The sequence below is a fragment of the Actinomadura chokoriensis genome (assembly GCF_039529475.1).
Taxonomy (GTDB): domain Bacteria; phylum Actinomycetota; class Actinomycetes; order Streptosporangiales; family Streptosporangiaceae; genus Spirillospora; species Spirillospora bangladeshensis.
Genome location: NZ_BAAAMW010000009.1, coordinates 173,498 through 195,066 on the forward strand (window position 1 = coordinate 173,498; position 21,569 = coordinate 195,066).

Genomic DNA, 21,569 nt, shown 5'->3' on the forward strand with positions numbered 1-21,569 from the left:
CGGATGACATCAGGGCCCATGCCCGCCGAGCTGCCGGAACTCCTGCGGCAGCACCTCCAGGCCGCCGTCGACGAGATGGAACGCGAGATCCGCGACCAGGTCCCCGAGTACGCGGGCGACGACGGCGGCGAGTACGCCAAGCGGGTGGAGCGGACGGTCGCCGACACCGTCGCGTTCTTCGTCGACTCCGTCGACCACCCGAACGCCGACGCGCGGCAGCTGACCGAGTTGTACATGCGGCTCGGCGAGGAGGAGGCCCGGCAGGGCCGCAGCCTCGGCGCCCTGCAGAACGCGATGCGGGTGAGCAGCCAGGTCGCCTGCCGGCGGTTCATCAAGGACGCCTACCGGCTCGGCTGGTCGCGCGAGACGCTGAGCCGGCTGACCGACTCGCTGTTCATGCTGCTGGCGCGGGTCGCCGACGCCGCCGCGCAGGGGTACGCCCGCCAGCAGGGCCAGCTCGCGACCGAGCGGGAGCGGCGCCGCGAGCGGCTGCGGGACCTGCTGGTCGCCGAGCCGCCGCCCGCCCCGGAGGCGATCGCGGAACTGGCGGTCGCGGCCCGCTGGGAGCCGCCGAAGAGCATCGCCCTCGTCGCGCTGCCGGCCGCGGCGCCCGCCGGCGCGCGGATCCTGCCGCCCGGCGTGCTCGCCGACTGGGACGCGCCCGTCCCGTTCCTGGTGGTGCCCGATCCGGAGGGCCCCGGCCAGGAGCGCCTGTGGCCGGTCCTGCGCGGGCTCGGCACGGCCGCGATCGGGCCGACGGTGCCGCTCGGGCAGGGCGCGGTGTCGCTGCGCTGGGCCCGGCACGCGCTGACGCTGGCCGAGCGCGGCCTGCTGCCGCGCGACGCGCCCGTCCGGTGCGTGGACCACATCGCCTCGCTGGCCGCGCTCGCCGCCGACGAGCTGATCGGCGCGACCGCCGAGGCCGTCCTCGGGCCGCTGCTGGAGCTGGCCCCGGCGCGCCGCCAGCCGCTCGCCGAGACGCTGCTGACCTATCTGGAGTGCGGCGACAACGCGGTGATCGCGGCGGAGCGGCTGCACATCCACGAGCAGACCGTCCGGTACCGGCTGCGCCGCATCGCCGAGCTGACCGGCGGCCGGTTCACCGAGCTGGACGGCCGCCTCGACGTCATGCTGATGCTGAGCTGGCTGGTCCGCACCGGCCGCGCCGCCCGCACCGCCTAGCGGCGGCGGTCGCACGCGCCGGCGCGTCGCCCGGCGCGGGTCGCGGCTCCGGCTCGGCCGGTCGGCCGGCGGGGCGGTGGCCGGGGAAGGCGAGCTGGGCGGGCAGGCGCGGGCGCCAGAAGGCGCCGTCGTGGCAGCCGCCGTCCATCGCGCCCTCCGGGTGGACGCGGTCCCGGAAGCGGCGCGCCATCGGGGCGAACGGATCGCTCGTGCCGCGAGGACCCGAACAGGGCCGGGGACGAGGCGACCACGGCCGCCGTCCGCTCGCCACCCAGCCTGCGGGCGGAGCCGCTGCCGTGCGACGCGACCGCGACCGGTAGGCCGCGCAGGGAGCGGCCCGCGGCCGGCGGGACGATCGTGGCGGTGACGGTGGTGCGCCGGTGCGCGGACCGCCAGGTCAGCCGCTGGACGGCGGCGGACGCCGCGGGCGGCGCGGGCACCTCCCCGCACCGGCCGAGCGCGCGGTCGAGCCGGACCTCGCCGGGCAGCACCTCGTTCTCCACGAGCGCGTATCCGGTGCCGGACATGGCCGCGGCGGTGCCGAGCCCGCCGAGCCCTCCGAGCAGCAGCGCGCGGCGGCCGATCACGACGCGTCCCCCACGGCGGGACTGTACGGGGGATCGTCGTGGCCGCGGGCGGCGTGGGCCGAGCGGGAGAGCAGCGCGACCCCGGTGGTGAGCAGCACGACGGTGAACGAGACGGCGACGAACGCCGCGGCGGTGCGGGGCGGCAGCGTCTCGAAGGCGAAGGCGGCCACCAGGTAGGACGCGATCGGGTTGGTCATCGTCATCGCGGTCATCGCGGCGGGCAGCGACCCGGCGGCGAACGCGCGCTGCTCCAGGACCAGCCCGAGCAGCGTGCTGCCGGCGAGCGCGTAGCCCGGCCAGTCCGCGGCGGTGGCGGCCACCCCGCGGTCGACGAGGTCGGCGGTGGTCAGCTTGATCAGCACGGCGGTGGCGGCGAAGAACAGCCCGGCGCACACGCCGAGCAGCGCCGCCCGCGTCGGGCCCGCGCGCATCCACGCCGCCCGCGACAGCAGGACGACGACCGGCGCCGCGATCAGGCCCGCGACGAAGATCCGGGGCCGGGACGGCTCGCCCTCCGGCGGGATCGCGCCCGGCACGGTGAACAGCACGGCGAGCCCCGCCGACACGAAGGCCCCGCCGAGCAGGTCCATCCGCGCGGGGCGGCGCCCCGTGCCGACCGTGCCGAGCGCGATCGTGAAGACGAGCTGGGTCACCAGCAGCGGCTGGACGATCGCGGTCGAGCCGAAGTGCAGGGCGATCGCCTGCGCGCAGAAGCCGGCGAGGTTCACCCCCCACCCGGTCAGCCACACCGGGTCCCGGACCAGCCGCCGGATCAGCCCGTGCGCGGCGCCGGCGTCCGAGCCGCCGCGCACCGCCCGCCGGGCGGCCCGGTACTGCAGCGCGGCCGCGGCGGCGAACAGGAACGCCGCGAGCACGGCGAAGCCCACCGACCACGCCATCAGGCCGTCCCGCTCGGTGCCTCGCTGCCCGCGCCGGTCCCGGCGCCGCTGCCCGCGGCGACGGCGGCGGCCAGCCGCTCGAACGCCCGCAGCAGGGCGTCCGGGAACGCGGCCCCCTCCGGCAGCACGTTCGGCTCGGCGGTCACCGAGATGTGCAGGGCCCCGTTCCAGCTGAGCGCGCCCACGGCGAACGGCACCCCGTCGGCGAGCGGCAGGATCGGGTGGACGTCGCCGAGCCCCGCCCCGGCGAGCGACATCGGCAGCGGCGGTCCCGGCATGTTGGACACGATCCCACCGAAGAAGCCCGCCCGGTAGGTGCGGCGGGCGGCGCGGGCGTGCAGCGGCGGCGGCAGCGCGCCCATCAGCCGCATCGCGGCGGTGCTCGCGAGCGCCCGGCCGGACCTGCGGCGCCGCTCGGCGGCCGCGTGCACGGCCGCCAGCCGGTCGCGGACCGGCATCGCGCCGACCGGCACGTCCAGCCGCAGCGCGGCGGTCAGGTTGCCCGGCACGGCGGTGCGGCCCGTGCCGGGCGGCTCGGGGGCGCGCAGCGTCATCGGGACGGCGGTGCGCAGCGGCCGGCCGCCCGCCGGCTCGCCGCGCTCCTCCAGCACGCCGGCGACGGCCTCGCCGACCAGCGCGAGGAGCACGTCGGTGACCCGCGCGCCGGCCGCGCGGGCGACGGCGCGGACCCGGTCGAGCGGCAGCGTGGCGGTGCCGAAGACGCGTTCGGGGCCGAGCGCGCCGGCGACGGACACGGTGCGGGCGGCGCCGTCCAGGCCGAGCTGGACCAGGCCGGGCAGGACGGCGGCGGCGCGCGCGAGCCCGCCCGGGCCGCGCGCCGGGGCCGCCGCCGGCAGCGCCGGGTCGAGGATCCCGCGCAGGATGTCGACGACGCCGATGCCGTCGGCGATCGCGTGGTGGAACAGCACCACGACGGCGTCCGGTCCGGCCGGCCCGCGGCGGACGAGGCAGAACCGCCAGAGCGGGCGCGCGGGGTCCAGCGGCTCGGCGACGAGGCGGGCGACGAGTCCGTCCAGCGCGCGCCGGCCGCCGGACGCGGGCAGCTCCAGCTCCTGGACGTGCCGGCGCAGGTCGACGGCGCCGGCCTCCACCCAGCGCGGCCGCCGCAGCGCGCCGCCCGGGCGGACCCGCTGGGTGAGCCGCGGCAGCCGGGGCAGCCGCTCGGCGAACAGGGCGCGGACCTTCTCCGCCGGCGGCGCGGGCCCGGCGAACTCGGCGACACCGCCCACCACCTGCGGGACGGCCCGGCTCTCCACGTGCAGGAAGAACGCGTCGGCGGCGGCGACCCGCTGCTCCCGGCGCGGGCCCGCCGCGCCCGGCGCCCGGCGTCCTCCCACCAGCCGGACCCGCGCGCGCTCGGCGGCCGCGGCCGCCGGGAGGAGCAGCAGCCCGCCCGGGATGTCCACGACGTAGTGGGCCGAGGTCGCGACGATCACCAGGCCGGTCACCGCCAGGTGCAGGGCGCAGAGCCAGGCGAACCAGGGGCGGCAGCGGGCCCGCACGGCCGCGACACCGATCCACGCGACCCAGCCGATGTGCAGGCTCGGCATCGCCGCGTACGGGTTGGCGCCCGCGGACACGACCTCGCTGCCCCAGGTGGCGGGCGGATGGTGCATCGCGATGACGTCGGTGAACCCCTCGCCCGGCAGCAGCCTGGGCGGCGTGGTGGGCCAGACCGCGAAGCAGCAGATCGCGATGAGCGTCACCAGGATCAGCGTGTTGCGCGCCCACTCGTAGGCCGGGTTCCGCCGCCACCACAGCCAGATCAGGAACCCGAAGGTGCCGATCACGTACGTCGTCGCGTACTCCCACGCGGCGGCGGCGCCGAGCCGCCCGTGCCGGGCGAGCAGGTCGTTCAGCGGGCGCTCGGCGTCCAGGTGCGCCCAGCGCTCGAACTCCAGGAGCGCGCGGCCGTGCGCGTCGCTGGCCGCGCGGTCGCCGCTGAACGCGTGGGTGAACACCAGGTACACGACCAGGACGGCCAGCGCGGTGACGATCTCGCGCGCCGCCGACCCCGCCCGTCCCCCGTCCCCGTCCTCCGCCCCGGCCGCGGCCGGCCCGGCCCGGGTCACGACGCCCCTCCCGCCGCGCGCATCGCTCCACCCCCTCCCGATCATCCTCCCCACGATCGGACGGGACGACCACGAACCGCCCCCCGGACTTCCCGGCCCGGCCGCCCGCGCTCCCGGTCATGCCCGGTTCCCACGCGTCCGGACCGGACTCTGCGCGCCGGTCGCGCATTTTCCTGCGAAAACCCGTCGGTACCTCTTGACGGCGGCATCAAACGGGCCTAAATACAAGGGAAACAAAATCAAACGGAAGGGAAGCCACATGTACCGGGGAACGGCCCGCGCATGATCGTGACGGTGACGCTCAACCCGAGCCTCGACCGCACGATCGAGGTGGACGTGCTGACCCGCGGCTCCGTCATCCGGGCCCGGTCGGCGCGGCTCGACCCGGGCGGCAAGGGGGTCAACGTGTCCCGGGCGCTGCTCGCCAACGGGGTCGCCTCCACCGCCGTGGTCGCGGTGGGCGGCGCCGACGGCGACCAGCTGCACCGGCTGCTGGCCGCCGAGGGCATGCGCGTCCGCGCCGTCCGCGTCGAGGGACGCACCCGGTCCAACGTGACGATCGTCGAGCCCGGCGGCGTCGACACCAAGCTCAACGAGCCGGGCGGCGCGCTGACGGCCGCCGAGCTGGAGGAGATCGGCTCCGTCGTGGTGGCCGAGGCCGGCGCGGCGAGCTGGGTGGTCGGCTGCGGCAGCCTCCCGCCCGGCGTCCCCGACGACACCTACGCCGCGCTGTGCCGCCGGTTCGCGCCGGACGGCATCCGCGTCGCGGTCGACTCCAGCGGCCCGGCGCTGCGCGCCGCCGTCGCCGCCGGGCCCGACCTGATCAAGCCGAACCGGGAGGAGCTCGCCGAGGCCGTCGGCGGGGCGGTCGACACCGTCGCCGACGTCGTCGAGGCCGCCGGGGAGCTGCGGGCGCGGGGCGCCCGCGCCGTCCTGGTCAGCCTCGGCGCCGAGGGCGCGGTGCTCGTCGACGACGACGGCGTCCTCACCGGCGAGGCGCCCGTCGCGGGCCCGCGCAGCACGGTCGGCGCGGGCGACGCCCTGCTCGCCGGGTTCCTCGCCGCGGGCGCCCGCGGGGCCCGCGCGCTCGCCGAGGCGCTGGCCTGGGGCGCCGCGGCCGTGCGGATGCCCGCGAGCCGGATGCCGGGCGCGGCCGACGTCCGGCGCGACATCGTCCGCATCCACCCGCGGCCGGACCTCGCCCGGCCCCTCCTCACCTGACGTCCCGCCTGACGATTCCGCAGTACCCACCCCTGATCGACAGGAGGCCGGAGATGGCCGACACCTACACACCGGAGCCCACGGGAAGCGGGCTCCGAGCGACCGTCCAGCGCATCGGCGGCAAGATGGCCGGGATGGTGATGCCGAACATCGGCGCGTTCATCGCCTGGGGTCTGATCACCGCGCTGTTCATCCCCACCGGCTGGCTGCCGAACAAGGACCTGGCCGAGCTGGTCGACCCGATGATCAAGTTCCTGCTGCCGCTGCTGATCGGCTACACCGGCGGCCGGCTCGTGCACGGCCAGCGCGGCGCGGTGGTCGGCGCCGTCGCGACCGTCGGCATCGTCGTCGGCGCGGACGTGCCGATGTTCCTCGGCGCGATGATCATGGGGCCGCTGGCGGCGTACCTGATCAAGCTGTTCGACGGCCTCGTCCAGGAGCGCGTCCGGACCGGGTTCGAGATGCTGGTGGACAACTTCTCCGCCGGGATCATCGGCGGCGCCATGGCGGTCGCCGGCCACCTGGTGATCGGCCCGATCATGAACACCTTCTCCGACTGGGCCGGGGACGGGGTGAGCTGGCTCGTCGACCACGACGTGCTGCCGCTCACGTCGCTGCTCATCGAGCCCGCGAAGGTGCTCTTCCTGAACAACGCCGTCAACCACGGTGTCCTCGGCCCGCTCGGCGTGCAGCAGGCCGCCGAGCACGGCAAGTCGGTGCTGTTCATGCTGGAGTCCAACCCCGGGCCCGGCCTCGGCGTCCTGCTCGCCTACTGGTTCTTCGGGCCGCGCCGGCTGCGCCCGAGCGTCCCGGCGGCCACCATCATCCACTTCTTCGGCGGCATCCACGAGATCTACTTCCCCTACATCCTGATGAAGCCGCGGATGATCCTCGCCGCGATCGCCGGCGGCATGACCGGCGTGGCGATCTTCGTCGCGACCGGCGTCGGGCTCGTGGCCACCCCGTCCCCCGGCAGCATCTTCGCCTACCTCGCGCAGACGCCGCGCGGCGTCGGCAACTGGATCGGCGTCTACACCGGGCTGTTCGCCTCCGCCGCCGTGTCCTTCGGGGTCGGCGCCGCGCTGCTCGGCTTCGGCCGGCTCGCCGAGCCCAAGGACGAGGAGTCCGCCGCCGAGGACGAGTTGGAGGAGGCCAAGGAGAGGACGGCCGAGAACAAGGCCGCCGCGAAGAAGGCGGCGGGCGGCACCGCCAAGGAGACGGCCGCCTCCTGAACCACCACCCCGTCCAATGGAAGGCACGGCAACGATGAACGGCAAGGACATCCGCAAGCTCGTGATCGCCTGCGACGCCGGCATGGGCAGCAGCGTCATGCTCGCGGGCCAGCTGCGCAAGAAGCTGAAGAAGAGCGACGTGACGGTCGAGCACACGCCCGTCGACGCGATCCCCGGCGACGCCGACGTGGTCGTCACCCACGCCGGCCTCGCCGAGCGCGCCCGGCGCGGCGCCGGGGACACCCCGGTGATCACCTTCGAGGTCTACATCGGCGACCCCGCCGTGGACCGCCTCGTCAAGGCGATCAAGGACGGGGGTGAGGTCGGTGGCTGACCGGGCCGCCGGGCTGCTCGCGCGGGAGGCGATCCGGCTGGACGCCCGCGCCGCCGGGCGCGACCACGCCGTCCGGGTCTGCGGGCAGGTCCTGGTGGACGCCGGCGCCGTCGAGCCCGGCTACATCGACGCGATGCTGGAGCGGGAGCGCTCGATCTCCACCTACCTCGGCGAGGGCGTGGCGATCCCGCACGGCACGAACGAGGGGCGCGACCTCATCCACCGGGACGCCCTCGCCGTCGTCCGGTTCCCCGAAGGGACGGACTGGAACGGCCACCCGGTCACCGTGTGCATCGCGATCGCCGCGCGGGGCGGCGGCCACATGGAGATCCTCGCCGAGCTCGCGGAGATCCTCATGGACCCCGACCGGGCCCGCGCGCTGCGCGAGGCCACCGAGCCCGAGCAGGTCCTCGCGCTGCTCGCCCCCCAGCCCGAAGAACCGCGGCCCGGAGAACCGCAACCGACAGATCAGCAACCGACAGGACAGGGACACACCGTATGAAGGTCGCCCGTTTCTACGCACCCGGCGACATCCGGCTGGAGGAGGCGCCGGAGCCCGAGCCCGGCCCCGGCGAGCTGAAGATCCGCGTCCGGAACTGCTCCACCTGCGGGACCGACGTGAAGATCTCCCGCTTCGGGCACCACCACATCGTCCCGCCGCGGGTGATGGGGCACGAGATCGCCGGCGAGGTCGTCGCGGCCGGCGACGGCGCGGAGGGCTGGGCGGCGGGCGACCGCGTCCAGGTCATCGCCGCGATCCCGGACGGGACGTGCTCGGAGTGCCGCCGCGGCCGCATGACGGTCTGCACCGCGCAGGAGTCGATGGGGTACCACTACGACGGCGCGTTCGCCGAGTACATGATCGTCCCGGCGAAGGTGCTCGCCGTGGGCGGGGTGAACCGCGTCCCGGACGGCGTGTCGTTCGCCGAGGCGTCGGTGGCCGAGCCGCTCGCCTGCGTCCTGAACGGCCAGGAGCTCGCGCGGGTCGGCGAGGGCGACGATGTCGTGGTGTTCGGCTCCGGCCCGGTCGGCTGCCTGCACGTGCGGGTCGCGCGGGCCCGCGGCGCCGCCCGCGTGTTCCTCGTCGAGGTCAACGCCGAGCGGCTGCACCAGGCGGCCGCGCTCGTCAAGCCGGACGCCGCGGTCGACGCGAGCGTCACCGACGCCGTCGAGGAGGTCCTCGCGCGCACGGAGGGCCGGGGCGCCGACGTCGCGATCACCGCCGCCGCGTCGGCCGCCGCGCAGGAGCAGGCGCAGCGGCTGATGGCCCCGGGCGGCCGGGTCAGCCTGTTCGGCGGCCTGCCGAAGGACGACCCGGTGATCTCCGTCGACGCCAACCGCGTCCACTACCGGGAGCTGTCGCTGGTCGGCGCGAACGGGTCCAGCCCCGCGCACAACGCCCGCGCGCTGGAGCTGATCGGCTCCGGGCAGGTCCCGGTCGAGGACCTCATCACCCACCGGCTCCCGCTGGACGCCCTGCACGACGCCCTGGACCTCGTCACCCGGGGCGCGGCCATCAAGGTCACGATCGAACCCTGACCCCCGTCCCACCCCAAGGAGGCAGCCGTGCCCGAACGCAGCGTCATCATCGGCTCCGCGCAGGGCCTGCACGCCCGCCCCGCGAAGATCTTCGTGCACATCGCCGCGCAGCAGCCCGTCCCGGTGTCCATCCGGGTCGGGGACCGCGCGCCCGTCCCGGCGAGCAGCATCCTCGGCGTGCTGTCGCTCGGCGCCGCGCAGGGGACGGAGGTGACGCTGTCCGCCGACGGGGACGGCGCCGCCGAGGTCCTGGACGAGCTGGCCGGCCTGCTCGCCCGCGACCTGGACGCCGAGGAGCCCGACCATGCCTGAGCTGGCGGGTCTCGGGGTGAGCCCCGGGGCGGCGGCCGGCCCGGTGGAGGTGATGGGGCCGCCGCCCGCCCTCCCGCCGCCGCGCGCCGGCGCCGACGCCGCCGAGGAGGAGCGGCTGGCCGTCCGGGCCCTGGCGACGGTCGGGGCCGAGCTGGAGAAGCGGGCCGCGACCGCGCCGACGCCGGAGGCGCGCGGGATCCTCGCGGCGCAGGCGGCGATCACCGGCGACCCGATGCTGCTCGCCGGCGTCCGCAGCCGCGTCGCGGACGGCGCGGACGCGGCGCACGCGCTGCACGGCGCGTTCGACGAGCAGGCGCGGGCGCTGCTGGCGGCGGGCGGCGTGTTCGCCGAGCGGGTCGCCGACCTCGCGGACCTGTCCGGCCGCGCCGTCGCCGCCGCGCTGGGCCTGCCGATGCCGGGCGTGCCCGCCCCCGGCCACCCGTTCGTCCTGGTCGCGGACGACCTGTCGCCCGCGGACACCGCCGCGCTCGACACCGCCGCCGTCCTCGCGCTGGTGACCGAGCGCGGCGGCCCGACCGGGCACACCGCGATCCTCGCCCGGTCGCTGGGGCTGCCCGCCGTCGTCGGCTGCGCCGGGATCCTGGACGCGGCGCCCGCCGGCGGACTGGTCGCGGTGGACGGCACCGCCGGCACCGTCCGGACGTCCGTCACCGAACGCGAGGCCGCCGGGATCAACGCGGCCGCGACGCGGGCGGAGGAAGAGGGTGTGCCCGCCGGTCCCGGCCGCACCGCCGACGGGCGCGCCGTCGACCTGATGGTCAACATCGGCTCCGCCGCCGACCTGGACGGCGCCGACCTGACCGGCGTCGCCGGCGTCGGGCTGTTCCGCACCGAGTTCCTCTTCCTCGGCCGGCGCGAGGAGCCTGGCCCGGACGAGCAGGCCGCCGCCTACGCGGAGGTCTTCGCGGCCGCCGGCGACCGCACGGTCGTCGTCCGGACGCTGGACGCCGGCGCCGACAAGCCGCTGCCGTTCCTGCGCCTGCCGGACGAGCCGAACCCGGCGCTCGGCGTGCGCGGCCTGCGCGTCGCGCGGGAGCGCCCGGACGTCCTGGAGACGCAGCTCGCGGCGATCGCGCGCGCCGCCGCCGGCACGCCCGCGCGGGTGGCGGTGATGGCGCCGATGGTGGCGACGCCGGCCGAGGCCGACGCGTTCGTCGGGCGCGCCCGCGCGCACGGGCTGCCCCTCGCCGGCGTGATGGTCGAGGTGCCGTCCGCCGCGCTGCGGGCGGCCCGCATCCTGCGCGAGGCGCAGTTCCTGAGCATCGGCACGAACGACCTGAGCCAGTACACGCTCGCCGCCGACCGGCAGCACAGCGGGTTCCCCGAGCTGCTGGACCCCTGGCAGCCCGCGGTGCTCGACCTGGTCGCCCGGTGCGCGGAGGCGGGCGGCGCGGCCGGGAAATCGGTCGGGGTGTGCGGTGAGGCCGCCGCCGACCCGCTGCTGGCCCCGGTGCTGGCCGGGCTCGGCGTGACCCGGCTGTCGATGTCGCCGCGTGCGCTGCCCGCCGTCCGGGCCGCGCTGCTGCGGTTCACCTTCGCCGAGTGCGCGGAGCTGGCCGCGCGCGTCCTCGCCGCCGATGATCCGGGCGAGGCGCGCGAGATCGCCCGGACCCGCCACAATGAACGCGGACGGAGCTGACACGGGACGGGTGGGACGGCCATGTACGCCGAGGAACGACAGCAGGCGATCCTTGCGCTGGCGCGCTCGAAGGGCCGGGTGGACGTGGTCGCGCTGGCCGAGGAGTTCTCGGTCACGACGGAGACGATCCGCCGGGACCTGACCGTCCTGGAGCGGGCCGGGACGGTCCGGCGGGTGCACGGCGGCGCGATGCCGGTCGAGCGGCTCGGCTTCGAGCCGGAGCTGGCGGCGCGGGACGCGGTGATGACCGAGGAGAAGCAGCGCATCGCCAAGGCGGCGCTGGAGGAGCTGCCCGCCGACGGGTCGATCATCGTGGACGCGGGCACGACCACCGCCCGGTTCGTCCAGCTGCTGCCGACCGACCGCGAGCTGACCGTGATCGTGAACTCGCCGCCGCACGCCGCGGTGCTCGCCACCCGCCCCAACCTGACCGTGATCATCCTGGGCGGGCGGGTGCGCGGCCGGACGCTCGCCACGGTCGACGACTGGGTGCTGCGCCCGCTCGCCGACCTGTGGGTGGACGTGGCGTTCATGGCGACCAACGGCTGCTCGGTCGAGCGCGGGCTGACCACGTCCGACCAGGCGGAGGCGGCGGTGAAGAAGGCGATGATCGCCTCGTCGCGGCGGCGGGTGCTGCTCGCCGACCGCACCAAGATCGGGCACGACCACCTGGTGCGGTTCGCGGGCCTGTCCGAGATCGACGTGCTGATCACCGACACCGGGCTGGACACCGACCTCGCCGCCGACCTCGCCGCCGCCGGCCCGGAGATCGTCCGCGCCTGAGCGCGCGGGCCCGGCGGGCGGGCCGCCGTCCCGCGCCCTCCGGGGCGGTCGTCGCGCGGGACGGCGGCGGCGCGCCCGTCAGCCGGCCGGGGGGATGCCGTTGGCGGGCGCCTGCGGCTGCGGGGCCGTGTAGGGCTGGATCGGCCCGTCGCCGTCGTCGGTGGTCAGCGGCTGCCCCTCGGGCACGACGTTCTCGCCCTTGATCGTGCCGATCACCGCGCCGGTGTACCCGGCGTGCGACTCCTTGCTGTAGGCGAACGGGACGACGCCCGGCCCGGTGAAGTGCGACTTCTCCAGCGCCTCGACCAGGCCCTTGCGGGTCGGGTTCTTCCCGGCCGCCTGCAGCGCCTGCACGAAGGTGTAGGCGACCGACATGCCGTAGACGATGTTGCCGTTGAACGGCAGCTTCGGGATGTACTGGGCGTGGATCTTCTTGAACAGCTGCGTCCAGCTGTTGGAGGCGTCACCGGGCGCCGCCAGGTACCCGTCAGTGATCATGCCTTGGATGAGCGGGCTGCCCTTGACCTCGGCGCCGCCCTTCTTGGCGAAGCTCTCCAGCAGCCCGGTGAGGGTGATCGGGTCGGACCCGACGTTGCTGACCACGAACGTCGGCTTGTAGTTCAGCTTCAGCGCGGCGAGCCGGAACAGCGCCGTGTAGGTGGGGATGCTGAACAGCACGACCACGTCGGCCTTGGACTGCGCGATCGCCTGGGCCTGCGCGCCGATGTCGGTGCTGCCCGGCTGGTAGGACTGCCGGGACACCACGTCGGCCTTCGGGATGTACTTGTCGAGGCCCTTGACGCCGTCCTGGCCGAAGTCGTCGTTCTGGAAGAAGTAGGCGACCTTCTTGCCGGCGAACGTCTTCTTGACGTGGTCGCCGAGGATCTTGCCCTCGCGGATGTAGTCGACCTGCCAGCCGAACGTCTGCGGGTGCTTCTGCGGCTCGTCCCAGCAGCCGCAGCCGGACGCGACGAACAGGTCGGGGACGCGCTGGGCGTTGAGGTAGTCGACGACCTTGGAGTGGGTGGGGGTGCCCAGCCCGTTGAAGATCGCGAAGACCTTGTCCTGCAGGACGAGCTTCTGCGTCACGCTGACGGTCTGGGTCGGGTTGTAGGCGTCGTCCACGTACTTGTAGACGATCTTGCGCCCGTTGATGCCGCCGTTGGCGTTGACGTAGTCGAAGAACGCCTTCGACGCGGCCGAGTTCGCGCTGTAGCCGGGCGCGGCCGGACCGGTGAGCGGCTGGTGGCTGCCGATGGTGACGGTGGTCGCGGTCACGCCGGGCGCGGCCGAGCCGCCGTCGTCCCCGCCGTCACCGCCGCAGCCGCTCGCCGCGACCGCCAGCGTCGCCGCGGTCATCAGGGCGAGGGCCCTGGTCCGCAATCGCTTCATCTGCTCCTCCTGGGTGCGTTGTGGTGGGCCCCGATGTGCTGGTCGTTGCGGAACCGCGCGACCCGGGAGCCCGGTCGCGCCTCGTGAGGACGCGGCGCCGGACGGCGCCGCCGATGTCGCGCAGGCCTCCGTGGAGGCCGCGCGGGAAGGCCAGCGTCACCACGATGAGGACGAGGCCGTAGACGGCGAGGGGCAGGTTCGAGGCGACGTTGTGCGACAGGCCGGACGAGGACGACAGGTCCGACGCCCAGGTCGGCACGTAGACCAGGATCAGCGACCCCCAGACGGCGCCGGACAGGCTGCCGAGCCCGCCGATGATGATCGCGGCGATCAGCTGGAGGGACAGGGTGAGCGGGAACGCGCCCGGCGCGGCGAGCGTGGCGACCACGGCGAGCAGCCCGCCGCCGAGGCCGGCGCAGGCCGCCGACACGACGGTCGCGGCGATCCGCAGCCGGGCGACGCGGACCCCGGCGAGCGCGGCGGCGATCTCGTCGTCGCGGCTGGCCCGCAGCGTCCGGCCGAACCGGCCGCGGGTGAGGTTGGCGAGCAGGAACAGCGTGATCACGGCGCCGAGGCAGGAGATCCACGCCTGCCAGCGCTCCAGCGGGAACGTCGCGCCGAGCGACTCGGGCGGGATCGGCGGGACGAGCGTCAGCCCGTTCTGCCCGCCGAGCAGGTCGGTGAGCGGCGCGTAGTTGGCGAGTCCGGGCAGCCCGACCGCGAACGCGAGCGTGGCGCCGGCCAGGTAGGGGCCGTGCAGCCGGGCGGCGACCGCGCCGACCAGCACGCCCGCGAGGGCGGTGACGCCGGCGGCCGCCGCGAGGACGGCCGCGAGCGGCCAGCCCCAGTGCCCGATGACGAGCGCGGCGGTGTAGGCGCCGACCGCCATGAACGCGCCGTGCCCGAGGGAGATCTGCCCGCCGAGCCCCGTCAGCACGGTCAGCCCGGCGGCGGCGCAGGTCAGGTAGGCGACCTGGGCGATCTGCAGGTCCCGGTAGGGGCCGACCGCCGTGGTGAGGAAGTACAGCGCGGCGAGCGCCGCGAGGGCGCCGGCGGTGTGCCGCGTCAGCGTGGAGCGGCGCAGCACGTTCAGGACGGTGTCCACCGCGTCAGACCCTCCGTCCCGTGGTCGCCGTGAACAGGCCGTTGGGTCTGATCATCAGGACGGTGATGAGCGCGGCGAGCGCCCCGAACGTGACGAGGTCCGAGCTGACGTAGCCGGACACGTAGCTGAGCGCGCAGCCGAGCAGGAGCCCGCCGGTGACGGCGCCGGCGGGGCTGTCCAGCCCGCCGATCACCGCCGCGGTGAACCCGAACACCAGCATCGCGTCGAACTGGGCGGGCCCGACGAACACCGACGGGGCGATCAGCACCCCGGCGAGCGACCCGACGAGCGCGGCGAGCGCCCACCCGAGCGTCAGCATCCGGCCCACGCGGACGCCCTGCAGCCGGGCGATCTCGGGGGCGAACGCGGACGCCCGCAGCCGCAGCCCGAGGTCGGTGCGCACGAACAGCAGCGTCAGCAGCACCATGACCGCCGCGACCGCGCCGATGACGAACAGGTCGAACGGGGACAGCAGCAGCCGCGTCCCGGCCACCGACAGCCCCTTGATCGTGAACGCGGGCGGGTAGGAGTGCGGCGTGTCGCCCCAGATCATGCCCGCGGCCGCCTGGAGCAGCACGTACAGGCCGAGCGTGACGATGACGGCGTTCAGCGGCGGCTTGTTCTCCACCGGCCGGACCACCACCCGCTCGATGACCGCGCCCAGCACGAGCCCGGACGCCAGCGCGACGCCGAGCGCGAGCCAGTAGGACCCGCCGGCGTCGATGACGCTCCAGGCGAGGAACGTCGTGAACATCAGCATCGCGCCCTGCGCGAAGTTCACGACCCGGGTGGCCCGCCAGATCAGCACCAGCGCGAGCGCCACCGCCGCGAAGACGACGCCGGAGGTGATGCCGGCGAGCGTGAGATTGATGAAGCGCACCATCAGAACCCCAGGTAGGCGTGGCGGAGGCGGTCGTCGGCGGCGATGGCCGCGGCGGCCTCCGCCGCCACGACCGCGCCGAGGTCGAGCACGACCGCGCGGTCGGCGACCGACAGGGCGCTGCGGGCGTTCTGCTCGACGAGCAGCACGGTGCGGCCGTCCTCGTCGCACAGGCGCCGCAGCACGGCCATGAGCTGGGCGACCACGCGCGGCGCGAGGCCGAGGGACGGCTCGTCCACCAGCAGCAGCCGCGGCGCGCCGGTGAGCGCCCGCGCGAGCGCGAGCATCTGCCGCTCACCGCCGGACAGGGTGGCGGCGGTGCGCGCCCGCCGCTCGGCGAGCGGCGGGAACAGCTCGTACATCTCGGCGACCCGCCGGGCCAGCGCGGCCCGGTCGCGGCGCCCTGCCCCTCTCCAGAGCCCGCCGAGCCGCAGGTTCTCCTCAACGGTCAGCTCGGTGATGACGCCGCCGCTCTGCGGGACGTGCGCGACGCCGAGCCGGACGATGTCCTCGACGGGCAGCCGCGTGAGGTCCTTGCCGTCCAGCTCGACACGCCCGCTTCGGGGGCGCAGCAGCCCGGAGATCGTCCGCAGCAGTGTGGTCTTCCCCGCCCCGTTCGCGCCGAGGACGGCGGTCACGGAGCCCTCGTCCACCGACAGCTCGACGCCGCCGAGCGCCCGGACGGCCCCGTAGTGGACCGTGAGGTCCTTCACCTCAAGCACCGGCGACCTCCTCGCCCAGATAGGCGTCGAGGACGGCGGGGTCGTCGCGGACGTCCGCGGGCGCGCCGGCGGCGATGACCCTGCCGAAGTCGAGCACGACGACCTGGTCGCAGACGTTCATCACGAGGTCCATGTGGTGCTCGACGAGGACGACCGCGGGCCCGCCGCGCATGCCGCGGATCAGCTCGGCCAGCTCGTCCATCTCGGCGGCCGACAGCCCGGCCGCGGGCTCGTCCAGCAGCAGCAGCTCGGGCTCGGCGACCAGCGCCCGCGCGAGCGCGACCCGCTTCTGCACCCCGTAGGGCAGCTGGCCGGGCAGCCGCCCCGCCTCCCCCGCCACGCCCAGTTCCGCCAGCCGCGCCATCGCGCGCTCGCGCAGCGCGGCCTCGTCGCGGTCGGCGCGCGGCAGGGCGAGCAGCCCTGACCAGAACCCGGCTTTCGCCCGCCGGTCGGCGCCGACCATCACGTTCTCCAGGACCGTCAGCCCGGGGAAGAGCCCGAGCCCCTGCAGGGTGCGGGCGATGCCGAGCCGGGTCAGATCGTGCGGCCGGTGCCGGCCGAGCACGCGGCCCCGCCACCGCACCTCGCCCGACTCCGGCCGGACGAACCCGCACACGGCGTTGAACAGGGTGGTCTTGCCGGCTCCGTTCGGGCCGATCACGCCGGTGACCCGGCCCTGCGGCGCGGAGAGGGACACGCCGTCCAGTGCGACCAGCCCGGCGAAGCGGACGGTCACCTCTCGTAGTTCCAAGTTCGCGGAGGAGCCGGACATTACGCCTCACCTCGCCGATGAATCAGCGCGAAAATCCCCCGAGACCGAAATGCACATACCGACTGGTCGGATTCCATGAAGATAGAATCATCGGGCGGCTCCGGTCAACAGCCGATCCGCGGGCCCCGATCACCTAGTGCGCCGAAGCATCTCCCGGCCGGTAGGCTGATCGGCGGACTGCGGGCGGCCGTGCCGGGGCGGCGCGACCCCGGGGGATCCCGGCACGAGGAGGAGTGATGACGCAGGCGCCCGTAGGCCGGCTGCCCGGCAACCTGCCGCTGCCCGACCGGCTGCTGGCCGTGGCGACCCGCATGTTCGCCGAGAAGGGCTTCGAGAACACCTCCGTCCAGGAGATCGTGAACGCCGCCGGCGTCACCAAGGGAGCCATGTACCACTACTTCGGCTCCAAGGACGACCTCCTCTACGAGATCTACCACCGGCTCCTCGACCTGCAGATGTCGCGCCTGCGGCAGATCGCGGACGGCACCGGCACCGCCGAGGAGCGGCTGCGCGCCGCCGCCGTCGACGTCCTCAACACCTCGTTCCGCTACCTGGACGACTTCACGGTGTTCTTCCGCTCCACGCACCTGCTCCCCCGCGACCGCCGCGAGGCCGTCCGCGCCGAGCGCCGCCGCTACCACGAGCGCTTCCGCGCCCTGGTCGAGGAGGGCCAGCGGGAGGGCGGCTTCCGCACCGCCGTCCCCGCCGACATCGCCGTCCACTTCTTCTTCGGCACCGTCCACCAGATCGGCGTCTGGTACCGCCACGGCGGCACCCTGAAGACCGAGGCCATCAGCGAACACTACGTAGACCTGTTCCTCAACGGCCTGAAGGACCCCGCTCCCCCCTCCCCCTGACCCGCGCGGGCAAGCCGGGAACCTACGCGGCCCAGGCGAGAACCACGCGGGTGGACGAGAATCCACGCGGCCGGGCGTGAATCACGCGCTGGGGTGAGGAGCCACGCCGGGCGGGGTGGGGACTACGCGGTGGGCCTAGTGCCGGCGCCGCCAGGCGCCGGCACCAGGCCCACCGCCCTAGTCAGTGCTCAATGTGCTCGATCTTCAGTTCCGCGTTCTTGTGGTTCGCGCGGAGGGGCTTCTTGTCGAATTTGCCGACCGTGGTCTTGGGGATCTCGTCGAGGAACGTCCAGTACTCGGGGACCTGCCAGCGGGCGACCTTGCCGGCCAGGAAGGACGCCAGGTCCTCCGCCGTCGCGGTGGCGTCCGGGCGCAGGACGACGCAGGCGAGCGGGCGCTCGTCCCAGCGCGGGTCGGGGATGCCGATGACGGCGGCCTCGGCGACGGCGGGGTGGGCCATCAGGTGGTTCTCCAGCTCGACGGAGGAGATCCATTCGCCGCCCGACTTGATGACGTCCTTGGCGCGGTCGGTGATCTGGAAGAAGCCGCGGTCGTCGATGGTGCCGATGTCGCCGGTGCGGAGCCAGCCGCCGTCGAACTTATGCGGCGCCGTGTCGCGGTGGTAGGAGCCGGTGATCCAGGGGCCGCGGACCTCGATCTCGCCGACGGACTCGCCGTCCCACGGCAGCTCGGCGCCCGCGTCGTCCACGATGCGCATCTCGACGCCGGCGGCGACGCGGCCGGACTTCAGCCGCCACTCCATGTCCTCGCCGGTGCCGGGCTCCACGCCGGGCGGCGGGAACGCCATGCCGCCGAGCGGGCTGGTCTCGGTCATGCCCCAGCCCTGGATGATGCGCAGGCCGTAGCGCTGCTCGAAGCGCTCCAGCAGGACGCGGGGCGCGGCGGCGCCGCCGGACGTGCCGGAGCGCAGCGACGACAGGTCGATCTCGTGCTGCTCGCCGTGGGCGAGGATCCCGTTCCAGATGGTGGGGACGGCGGACGCGAGCGTGCTCTTCTCCGCCTCGATGAACGCCACCAGGTGCTCGGGCTGCATGAACGGGCCCGGCATGTGCAGCGTGGCGCCGGACAGGAAGGCGCCGTAGGGCAGGCCCCAGGCGTTGACGTGGAACATCGGCACGATGGTGAGGACGCGGTCGGCCTCGGTGATGCCGACCATCGACGCCGACTGCACGGCCATCGCGTGCAGGAACGTCGAGCGGTGCGAGTACACGACGCCCTTGGGGTCGCCGGTGGTGCCGCTCGTGTAGCACATGGACGCGGCGGAGCGCTCGTCCACGTCGGGCCACGCGAAGCCGGGCTCCTCGGCGGCGAGCAGGTCGTGGTAGCGCAGGACGGGGGCGCCGTTGCCGTTGTCCTCCAGGGCCGCGGCGTCGCCGTCGCCCACGACGACGTACGCCTCGACGGCGGGGAGTTCGCGGACGACCCGCGCCAGCAGCGGGACGAGGCTGTCGTCCACGATGACGATCTGGTCGTCGGCGTGGTTGACGATGTGGGTGAGCTGCTCGGGGAACAGCCGGATGTTCAGCGTGTGCAGCACCGCCCCCATGGCCGGGACCGCGAAGTACGCCTCCAAATGCTCCTGGTTGTTCCAGCAGAAGGTCGCGACCCGGTCGCCGCGGCGGACGCCCAGCCCGGCCAGCGCGGACGCCAGCCGCTCGGCGTTGCGGGCGATCTCGGCGAAGGTCGCCCGCCGGGGCGGGCCGCCGCCCGTCCAGGTGACGCACTCGCTGCCGCCGTAGACGCGCGCGCCGTGCCGCAGGATCGCGGCGACCGACAGCGGGAAGTCCTGCATCGTGCTGGGGATCATGGCAATTCTCCGAAGGCGCGCGACGGCGGTGGGAAGGGCCGGGACGGCACTGAATTCAGCACATACCGACCGGTCGGTTCACAATAATTTCAGCGGCCCGCCGCCGTCAATCACTCGACGAGAACGGAGAGCGTCTCGGCGACGCAGACGGGCTTGCCGCCGCCCTCGCGCTCGATCGTCACGCGGACCGTGGCGCGGGCGCCGGCGGGCCCGCGCTCCAGCGCCAGCAGCTCGGCGCCCGCGCGGACCCGCGAGCCGACCGGTACGGGCGCCGGGAAGCGCACCTTCCCGGTCCCGTAGTTCACGCCCATCCGCAGGCCCTCGACCCGGTAGATCTCGGCGGCGAGCATCGGGATCAGCGAGAGCGTGAGGTAGCCGTGCGCGATCGTCGTGCCGAACGGCCCTCCGGCCGCCCGTCCGGGGTCGGTGTGGATCCACTGGTGGTCGCCGGTCGCGTCCGCGAACCGGTTCACCTGCTCCTGCGTGATCGTGTGCCACGCGCTGTGGCCGAGGTGGGTTCCGACGGCCTTCGCGTAGTCGTCCACGCCGCTGAACGTCCGCATCGGGGGTGACCTCCGTCCGAGGGGGGCGCCCGCCTGCCCGGGGCGCGCACCTCGATCACAACATACCGACCGGTTGGTATGCAATGCCGGGCGCGGCGGGCCGTCCGCGGCCCGGGGAGGCCGGCGGGCTGGACGGTTCCGCGGCGTCCGCCCCGGCACCGCGGAACCGTCCAGCCCGCCGGCAGTGTCACCGGGTGCGGGCGCGACGTGCGGGCTCCCCTCCGCGCCCGCCGGCGCCGCCGCGATCCGGTTCCATCCTGCACAGCGCGCACAGCCCGTGATGTGTCACACACGATGGCGGTACGGTGGTCTACCAGCGGCGATGCGCGGCACTGCTTTCCATGGACCAGTGGCTCAGCGGGCCAGGGCGGCGAGGCCCGAGCGGAGCAGCGGCCCGACGGCTGCGCCGACCGCGCCGAAGCCCTCCCCCACCGTCTGGCCGTGGAGGTAGCGGTAGTGGATGCCCTCGGAGATCACGGCGAGCTTGAAGCAGGCCAGCGCGACGTAGAAGCCGATCGAGGACAGGTCCCGGCCGCTGCGCTCGGCGTAGCGGGCCGCGACCTCGTCCGGCGTGGGGAACCCGGGCGCGGCCGCGGCGTCGCGCGCGCCGGGCACCGGGGCGCCGCGCCCCATGTAGACCAGCAGCAGCGCCAGGTCGGTCAGCGGGTCGCCGAGCGTCGCCATCTCCCAGTCGAGGACGGCGGCGATCCGGTCGCGGGAGTCGACGAGGAGGTTGTCGAGCCGGTAGTCGCCGTGCACGATCGCGTGCGCCGACTCCGCCGGCAGGTTCGCCTCCAGGAGCGCGTGCAGCCGGTCGGCGTCCGGCAGGTCGCGGCTGCGGGACGCGTCGAGCTGCTTCTTCCAGCGCCGGACCTGGCGGGCGAGGAACCCCTCGGGGCGGCCGAATCCGGCCAGGCCGACCGACGCGGGGTCGACGCCGTGCAGGTCGACGAGGGTGCCGATCATCCGGTCGGCGATCCGCGCCACGCGCTCGGGGCCGAGCGGCGCCAGCTCGGCGGCGCTGCGGTACGGGGTTCCCTCGACCCTCTCCATGACGTAGAACGGCGCGCCGATCACGTCCGGGTCCTCGCAGAGGGCGTAGGTCCTCGGGACGGGCACGGCGGTTCCGGCCAGCGCCGTCATCACCCGGTACTCGCGGGACATGTCGTGGGCGGTCGCGAGCACGTGGCCGAGCGGGGGCCGCCGGACGATCCAGGAGCCGCGCCCGTCGGTCACCTCGTAGGTGAGGTTGGAGCGCCCGCCGTCGACGAGCCGGGCGCGCAGGGGTCGCGCCGCGCCCGGCCCGGTGGCGCCCGGCACGGCCCGCGCGAAATACGCGCCGAAGCGGTCCAGCGCCAGGCCGGGGACATCGTTCTCCTCGAATGCCCGCACTGTGCCTCCTCCGCCGTCCAAAGCCTTGTACCGTCCGGTCGGTATGGCGCAGGATGCCGGGGAAGCGCACCGGTCGGCGCGCAGGACGGGGCTCCGGCTCACGCCGCCCCCCGGGCAGGTATCCGCACGTAGAGGAGACCATACCGACTGGTCGGTTTTCAATGGCGGAAGTTATTGCCATTACTGCTGGACGGGTTTAACGTGACCGCACGGCTG

21 protein-coding genes are annotated in these 21,569 nt (G+C 74.8%); 10 read left to right on the forward strand and 11 right to left on the reverse strand.

Annotated features, from left to right (window positions below; all coding sequences use genetic code 11):
• Nucleotides 1–3 precede the first annotated feature (3 nt).
• Nucleotides 4–1,182 carry a PucR family transcriptional regulator gene (locus tag ABFX46_RS21210; protein WP_346044472.1) on the forward strand — a complete coding sequence of 393 codons (1,179 nt, stop codon included), beginning with the start codon at nucleotides 4–6 and terminating at the stop codon, nucleotides 1,180–1,182.
• Here ABFX46_RS21210 and ABFX46_RS21215 read toward each other — a convergent pair.
• From ABFX46_RS21215 to ABFX46_RS21225, 3 genes are read right to left on the reverse strand one after another with little or no spacing between them, the layout of a single operon-like run.
• Nucleotides 1,179–1,769, reverse strand: a complete 591-nt coding sequence (locus ABFX46_RS21215) for a hypothetical protein (protein WP_346044474.1) — start codon at nucleotides 1,767–1,769, stop codon at nucleotides 1,179–1,181. The genes ABFX46_RS21210 and ABFX46_RS21215 overlap by 4 nt on opposite strands.
• Entirely contained in the window at nucleotides 1,766–2,668 is a 903-nt protein-coding gene (locus tag ABFX46_RS21220) for a DMT family transporter (protein WP_346044476.1), read from the reverse strand. The genes ABFX46_RS21215 and ABFX46_RS21220 overlap by 4 nt, the downstream gene beginning before the upstream one ends.
• Nucleotides 2,668–4,761, reverse strand: coding sequence for a bifunctional phosphatase PAP2/O-acyltransferase family protein (locus ABFX46_RS21225; RefSeq protein WP_346044478.1), 2,094 nt, complete (start codon nucleotides 4,759–4,761; stop codon nucleotides 2,668–2,670). Before ABFX46_RS21225 ends, ABFX46_RS21220 begins: the two co-directional genes overlap by 1 nt.
• Before the next feature lie 282 nt (nucleotides 4,762–5,043).
• On the opposite strand from ABFX46_RS21225, the gene pfkB reads away from it, so the two are divergent.
• From pfkB to ABFX46_RS21265, 8 genes are read left to right on the forward strand one after another with little or no spacing between them, the layout of a single operon-like run.
• Entirely contained in the window at nucleotides 5,044–5,982 is a 939-nt protein-coding gene (gene pfkB, locus ABFX46_RS21230; RefSeq protein WP_346044480.1) for a 1-phosphofructokinase, read from the forward strand.
• A gap of 53 nt (nucleotides 5,983–6,035) precedes the next feature.
• Nucleotides 6,036–7,214, forward strand: a complete 1,179-nt coding sequence (gene mtlA, locus ABFX46_RS21235; RefSeq protein WP_346044482.1) for a mannitol-specific PTS transporter subunit IIC — start codon at nucleotides 6,036–6,038, stop codon at nucleotides 7,212–7,214.
• Between the two features lie 16 nt (nucleotides 7,215–7,230).
• Nucleotides 7,231–7,548 carry a PTS sugar transporter subunit IIBC family protein gene (locus tag ABFX46_RS21240; protein ID WP_346044484.1) on the forward strand — a complete coding sequence of 106 codons (318 nt, stop codon included), beginning with the start codon at nucleotides 7,231–7,233 and terminating at the stop codon, nucleotides 7,546–7,548.
• Complete coding sequence (locus ABFX46_RS21245) at nucleotides 7,541–8,050, forward strand: PTS mannitol transporter subunit IIA (RefSeq protein ID WP_346044486.1); 510 nt, start codon at nucleotides 7,541–7,543, stop codon at nucleotides 8,048–8,050. The genes ABFX46_RS21240 and ABFX46_RS21245 overlap by 8 nt, the downstream gene beginning before the upstream one ends.
• On the forward strand, nucleotides 8,047–9,087 hold the full coding sequence (locus tag ABFX46_RS21250) for an alcohol dehydrogenase catalytic domain-containing protein (protein ID WP_346044488.1): 1,041 nt from the start codon (nucleotides 8,047–8,049) through the stop codon (nucleotides 9,085–9,087). Before ABFX46_RS21245 ends, ABFX46_RS21250 begins: the two co-directional genes overlap by 4 nt.
• Before the next feature lie 27 nt (nucleotides 9,088–9,114).
• On the forward strand, nucleotides 9,115–9,399 hold the full coding sequence (locus ABFX46_RS21255) for an HPr family phosphocarrier protein (protein WP_131941577.1): 285 nt from the start codon (nucleotides 9,115–9,117) through the stop codon (nucleotides 9,397–9,399).
• Nucleotides 9,392–11,059, forward strand: a complete 1,668-nt coding sequence (gene ptsP, locus ABFX46_RS21260) for a phosphoenolpyruvate--protein phosphotransferase (protein ID WP_346044490.1) — start codon at nucleotides 9,392–9,394, stop codon at nucleotides 11,057–11,059. Before ABFX46_RS21255 ends, ptsP begins: the two co-directional genes overlap by 8 nt.
• Before the next feature lie 21 nt (nucleotides 11,060–11,080).
• A complete protein-coding gene (locus ABFX46_RS21265) occupies nucleotides 11,081–11,842 on the forward strand; it encodes a DeoR/GlpR family DNA-binding transcription regulator (RefSeq protein WP_346044492.1) in 762 nt (253 codons plus the stop codon).
• A 78-nt stretch (nucleotides 11,843–11,920) separates the two neighbouring features.
• On the opposite strand, the gene ABFX46_RS21270 is transcribed toward ABFX46_RS21265, so the two are convergent.
• Genes ABFX46_RS21270 through ABFX46_RS21290 form a run of 5 tightly spaced genes read right to left on the reverse strand, consistent with a single transcriptional unit; the run spans nucleotide 11,921 to nucleotide 16,713 of the window.
• Nucleotides 11,921–13,234 carry an ABC transporter substrate-binding protein gene (locus ABFX46_RS21270; protein ID WP_346044494.1) on the reverse strand — a complete coding sequence of 438 codons (1,314 nt, stop codon included), beginning with the start codon at nucleotides 13,232–13,234 and terminating at the stop codon, nucleotides 11,921–11,923.
• Nucleotides 13,155–14,339 (reverse strand): branched-chain amino acid ABC transporter permease, encoded by a 1,185-nt coding sequence (locus ABFX46_RS21275; RefSeq protein ID WP_346044495.1) that lies wholly within the window; start codon nucleotides 14,337–14,339, stop codon nucleotides 13,155–13,157. The genes ABFX46_RS21270 and ABFX46_RS21275 overlap by 80 nt, the downstream gene beginning before the upstream one ends.
• Nucleotides 14,340–14,343: 4 nt before the next feature.
• Complete coding sequence (locus tag ABFX46_RS21280; protein WP_131941567.1) at nucleotides 14,344–15,222, reverse strand: branched-chain amino acid ABC transporter permease; 879 nt, start codon at nucleotides 15,220–15,222, stop codon at nucleotides 14,344–14,346.
• Complete coding sequence (locus ABFX46_RS21285) at nucleotides 15,222–15,941, reverse strand: ABC transporter ATP-binding protein (RefSeq protein WP_346044497.1); 720 nt, start codon at nucleotides 15,939–15,941, stop codon at nucleotides 15,222–15,224. Before ABFX46_RS21285 ends, ABFX46_RS21280 begins: the two co-directional genes overlap by 1 nt.
• Nucleotides 15,934–16,713 (reverse strand): ABC transporter ATP-binding protein, encoded by a 780-nt coding sequence (locus ABFX46_RS21290; RefSeq protein ID WP_346044499.1) that lies wholly within the window; start codon nucleotides 16,711–16,713, stop codon nucleotides 15,934–15,936. The genes ABFX46_RS21285 and ABFX46_RS21290 overlap by 8 nt, the downstream gene beginning before the upstream one ends.
• Before the next feature lie 236 nt (nucleotides 16,714–16,949).
• On the opposite strand from ABFX46_RS21290, the gene ABFX46_RS21295 reads away from it, so the two are divergent.
• Complete coding sequence (locus ABFX46_RS21295; RefSeq protein ID WP_163063645.1) at nucleotides 16,950–17,570, forward strand: TetR/AcrR family transcriptional regulator; 621 nt, start codon at nucleotides 16,950–16,952, stop codon at nucleotides 17,568–17,570.
• A 181-nt stretch (nucleotides 17,571–17,751) separates the two neighbouring features.
• Here the strand turns inward: ABFX46_RS21295 and ABFX46_RS21300 are convergent, their stop codons facing one another.
• From ABFX46_RS21300 to ABFX46_RS21310, 3 genes are all read right to left on the reverse strand, one after another.
• Nucleotides 17,752–19,398, reverse strand: a complete 1,647-nt coding sequence (locus ABFX46_RS21300) for a long-chain fatty acid--CoA ligase (RefSeq protein ID WP_346044501.1) — start codon at nucleotides 19,396–19,398, stop codon at nucleotides 17,752–17,754.
• A 110-nt stretch (nucleotides 19,399–19,508) separates the two neighbouring features.
• Entirely contained in the window at nucleotides 19,509–19,961 is a 453-nt protein-coding gene (locus tag ABFX46_RS21305) for a MaoC family dehydratase (RefSeq protein WP_346044503.1), read from the reverse strand.
• A gap of 354 nt (nucleotides 19,962–20,315) precedes the next feature.
• Nucleotides 20,316–21,353 (reverse strand): phosphotransferase family protein, encoded by a 1,038-nt coding sequence (locus ABFX46_RS21310; RefSeq protein WP_428831290.1) that lies wholly within the window; start codon nucleotides 21,351–21,353, stop codon nucleotides 20,316–20,318.
• Between the last annotated feature and the right edge of the window lie 216 nt (nucleotides 21,354–21,569).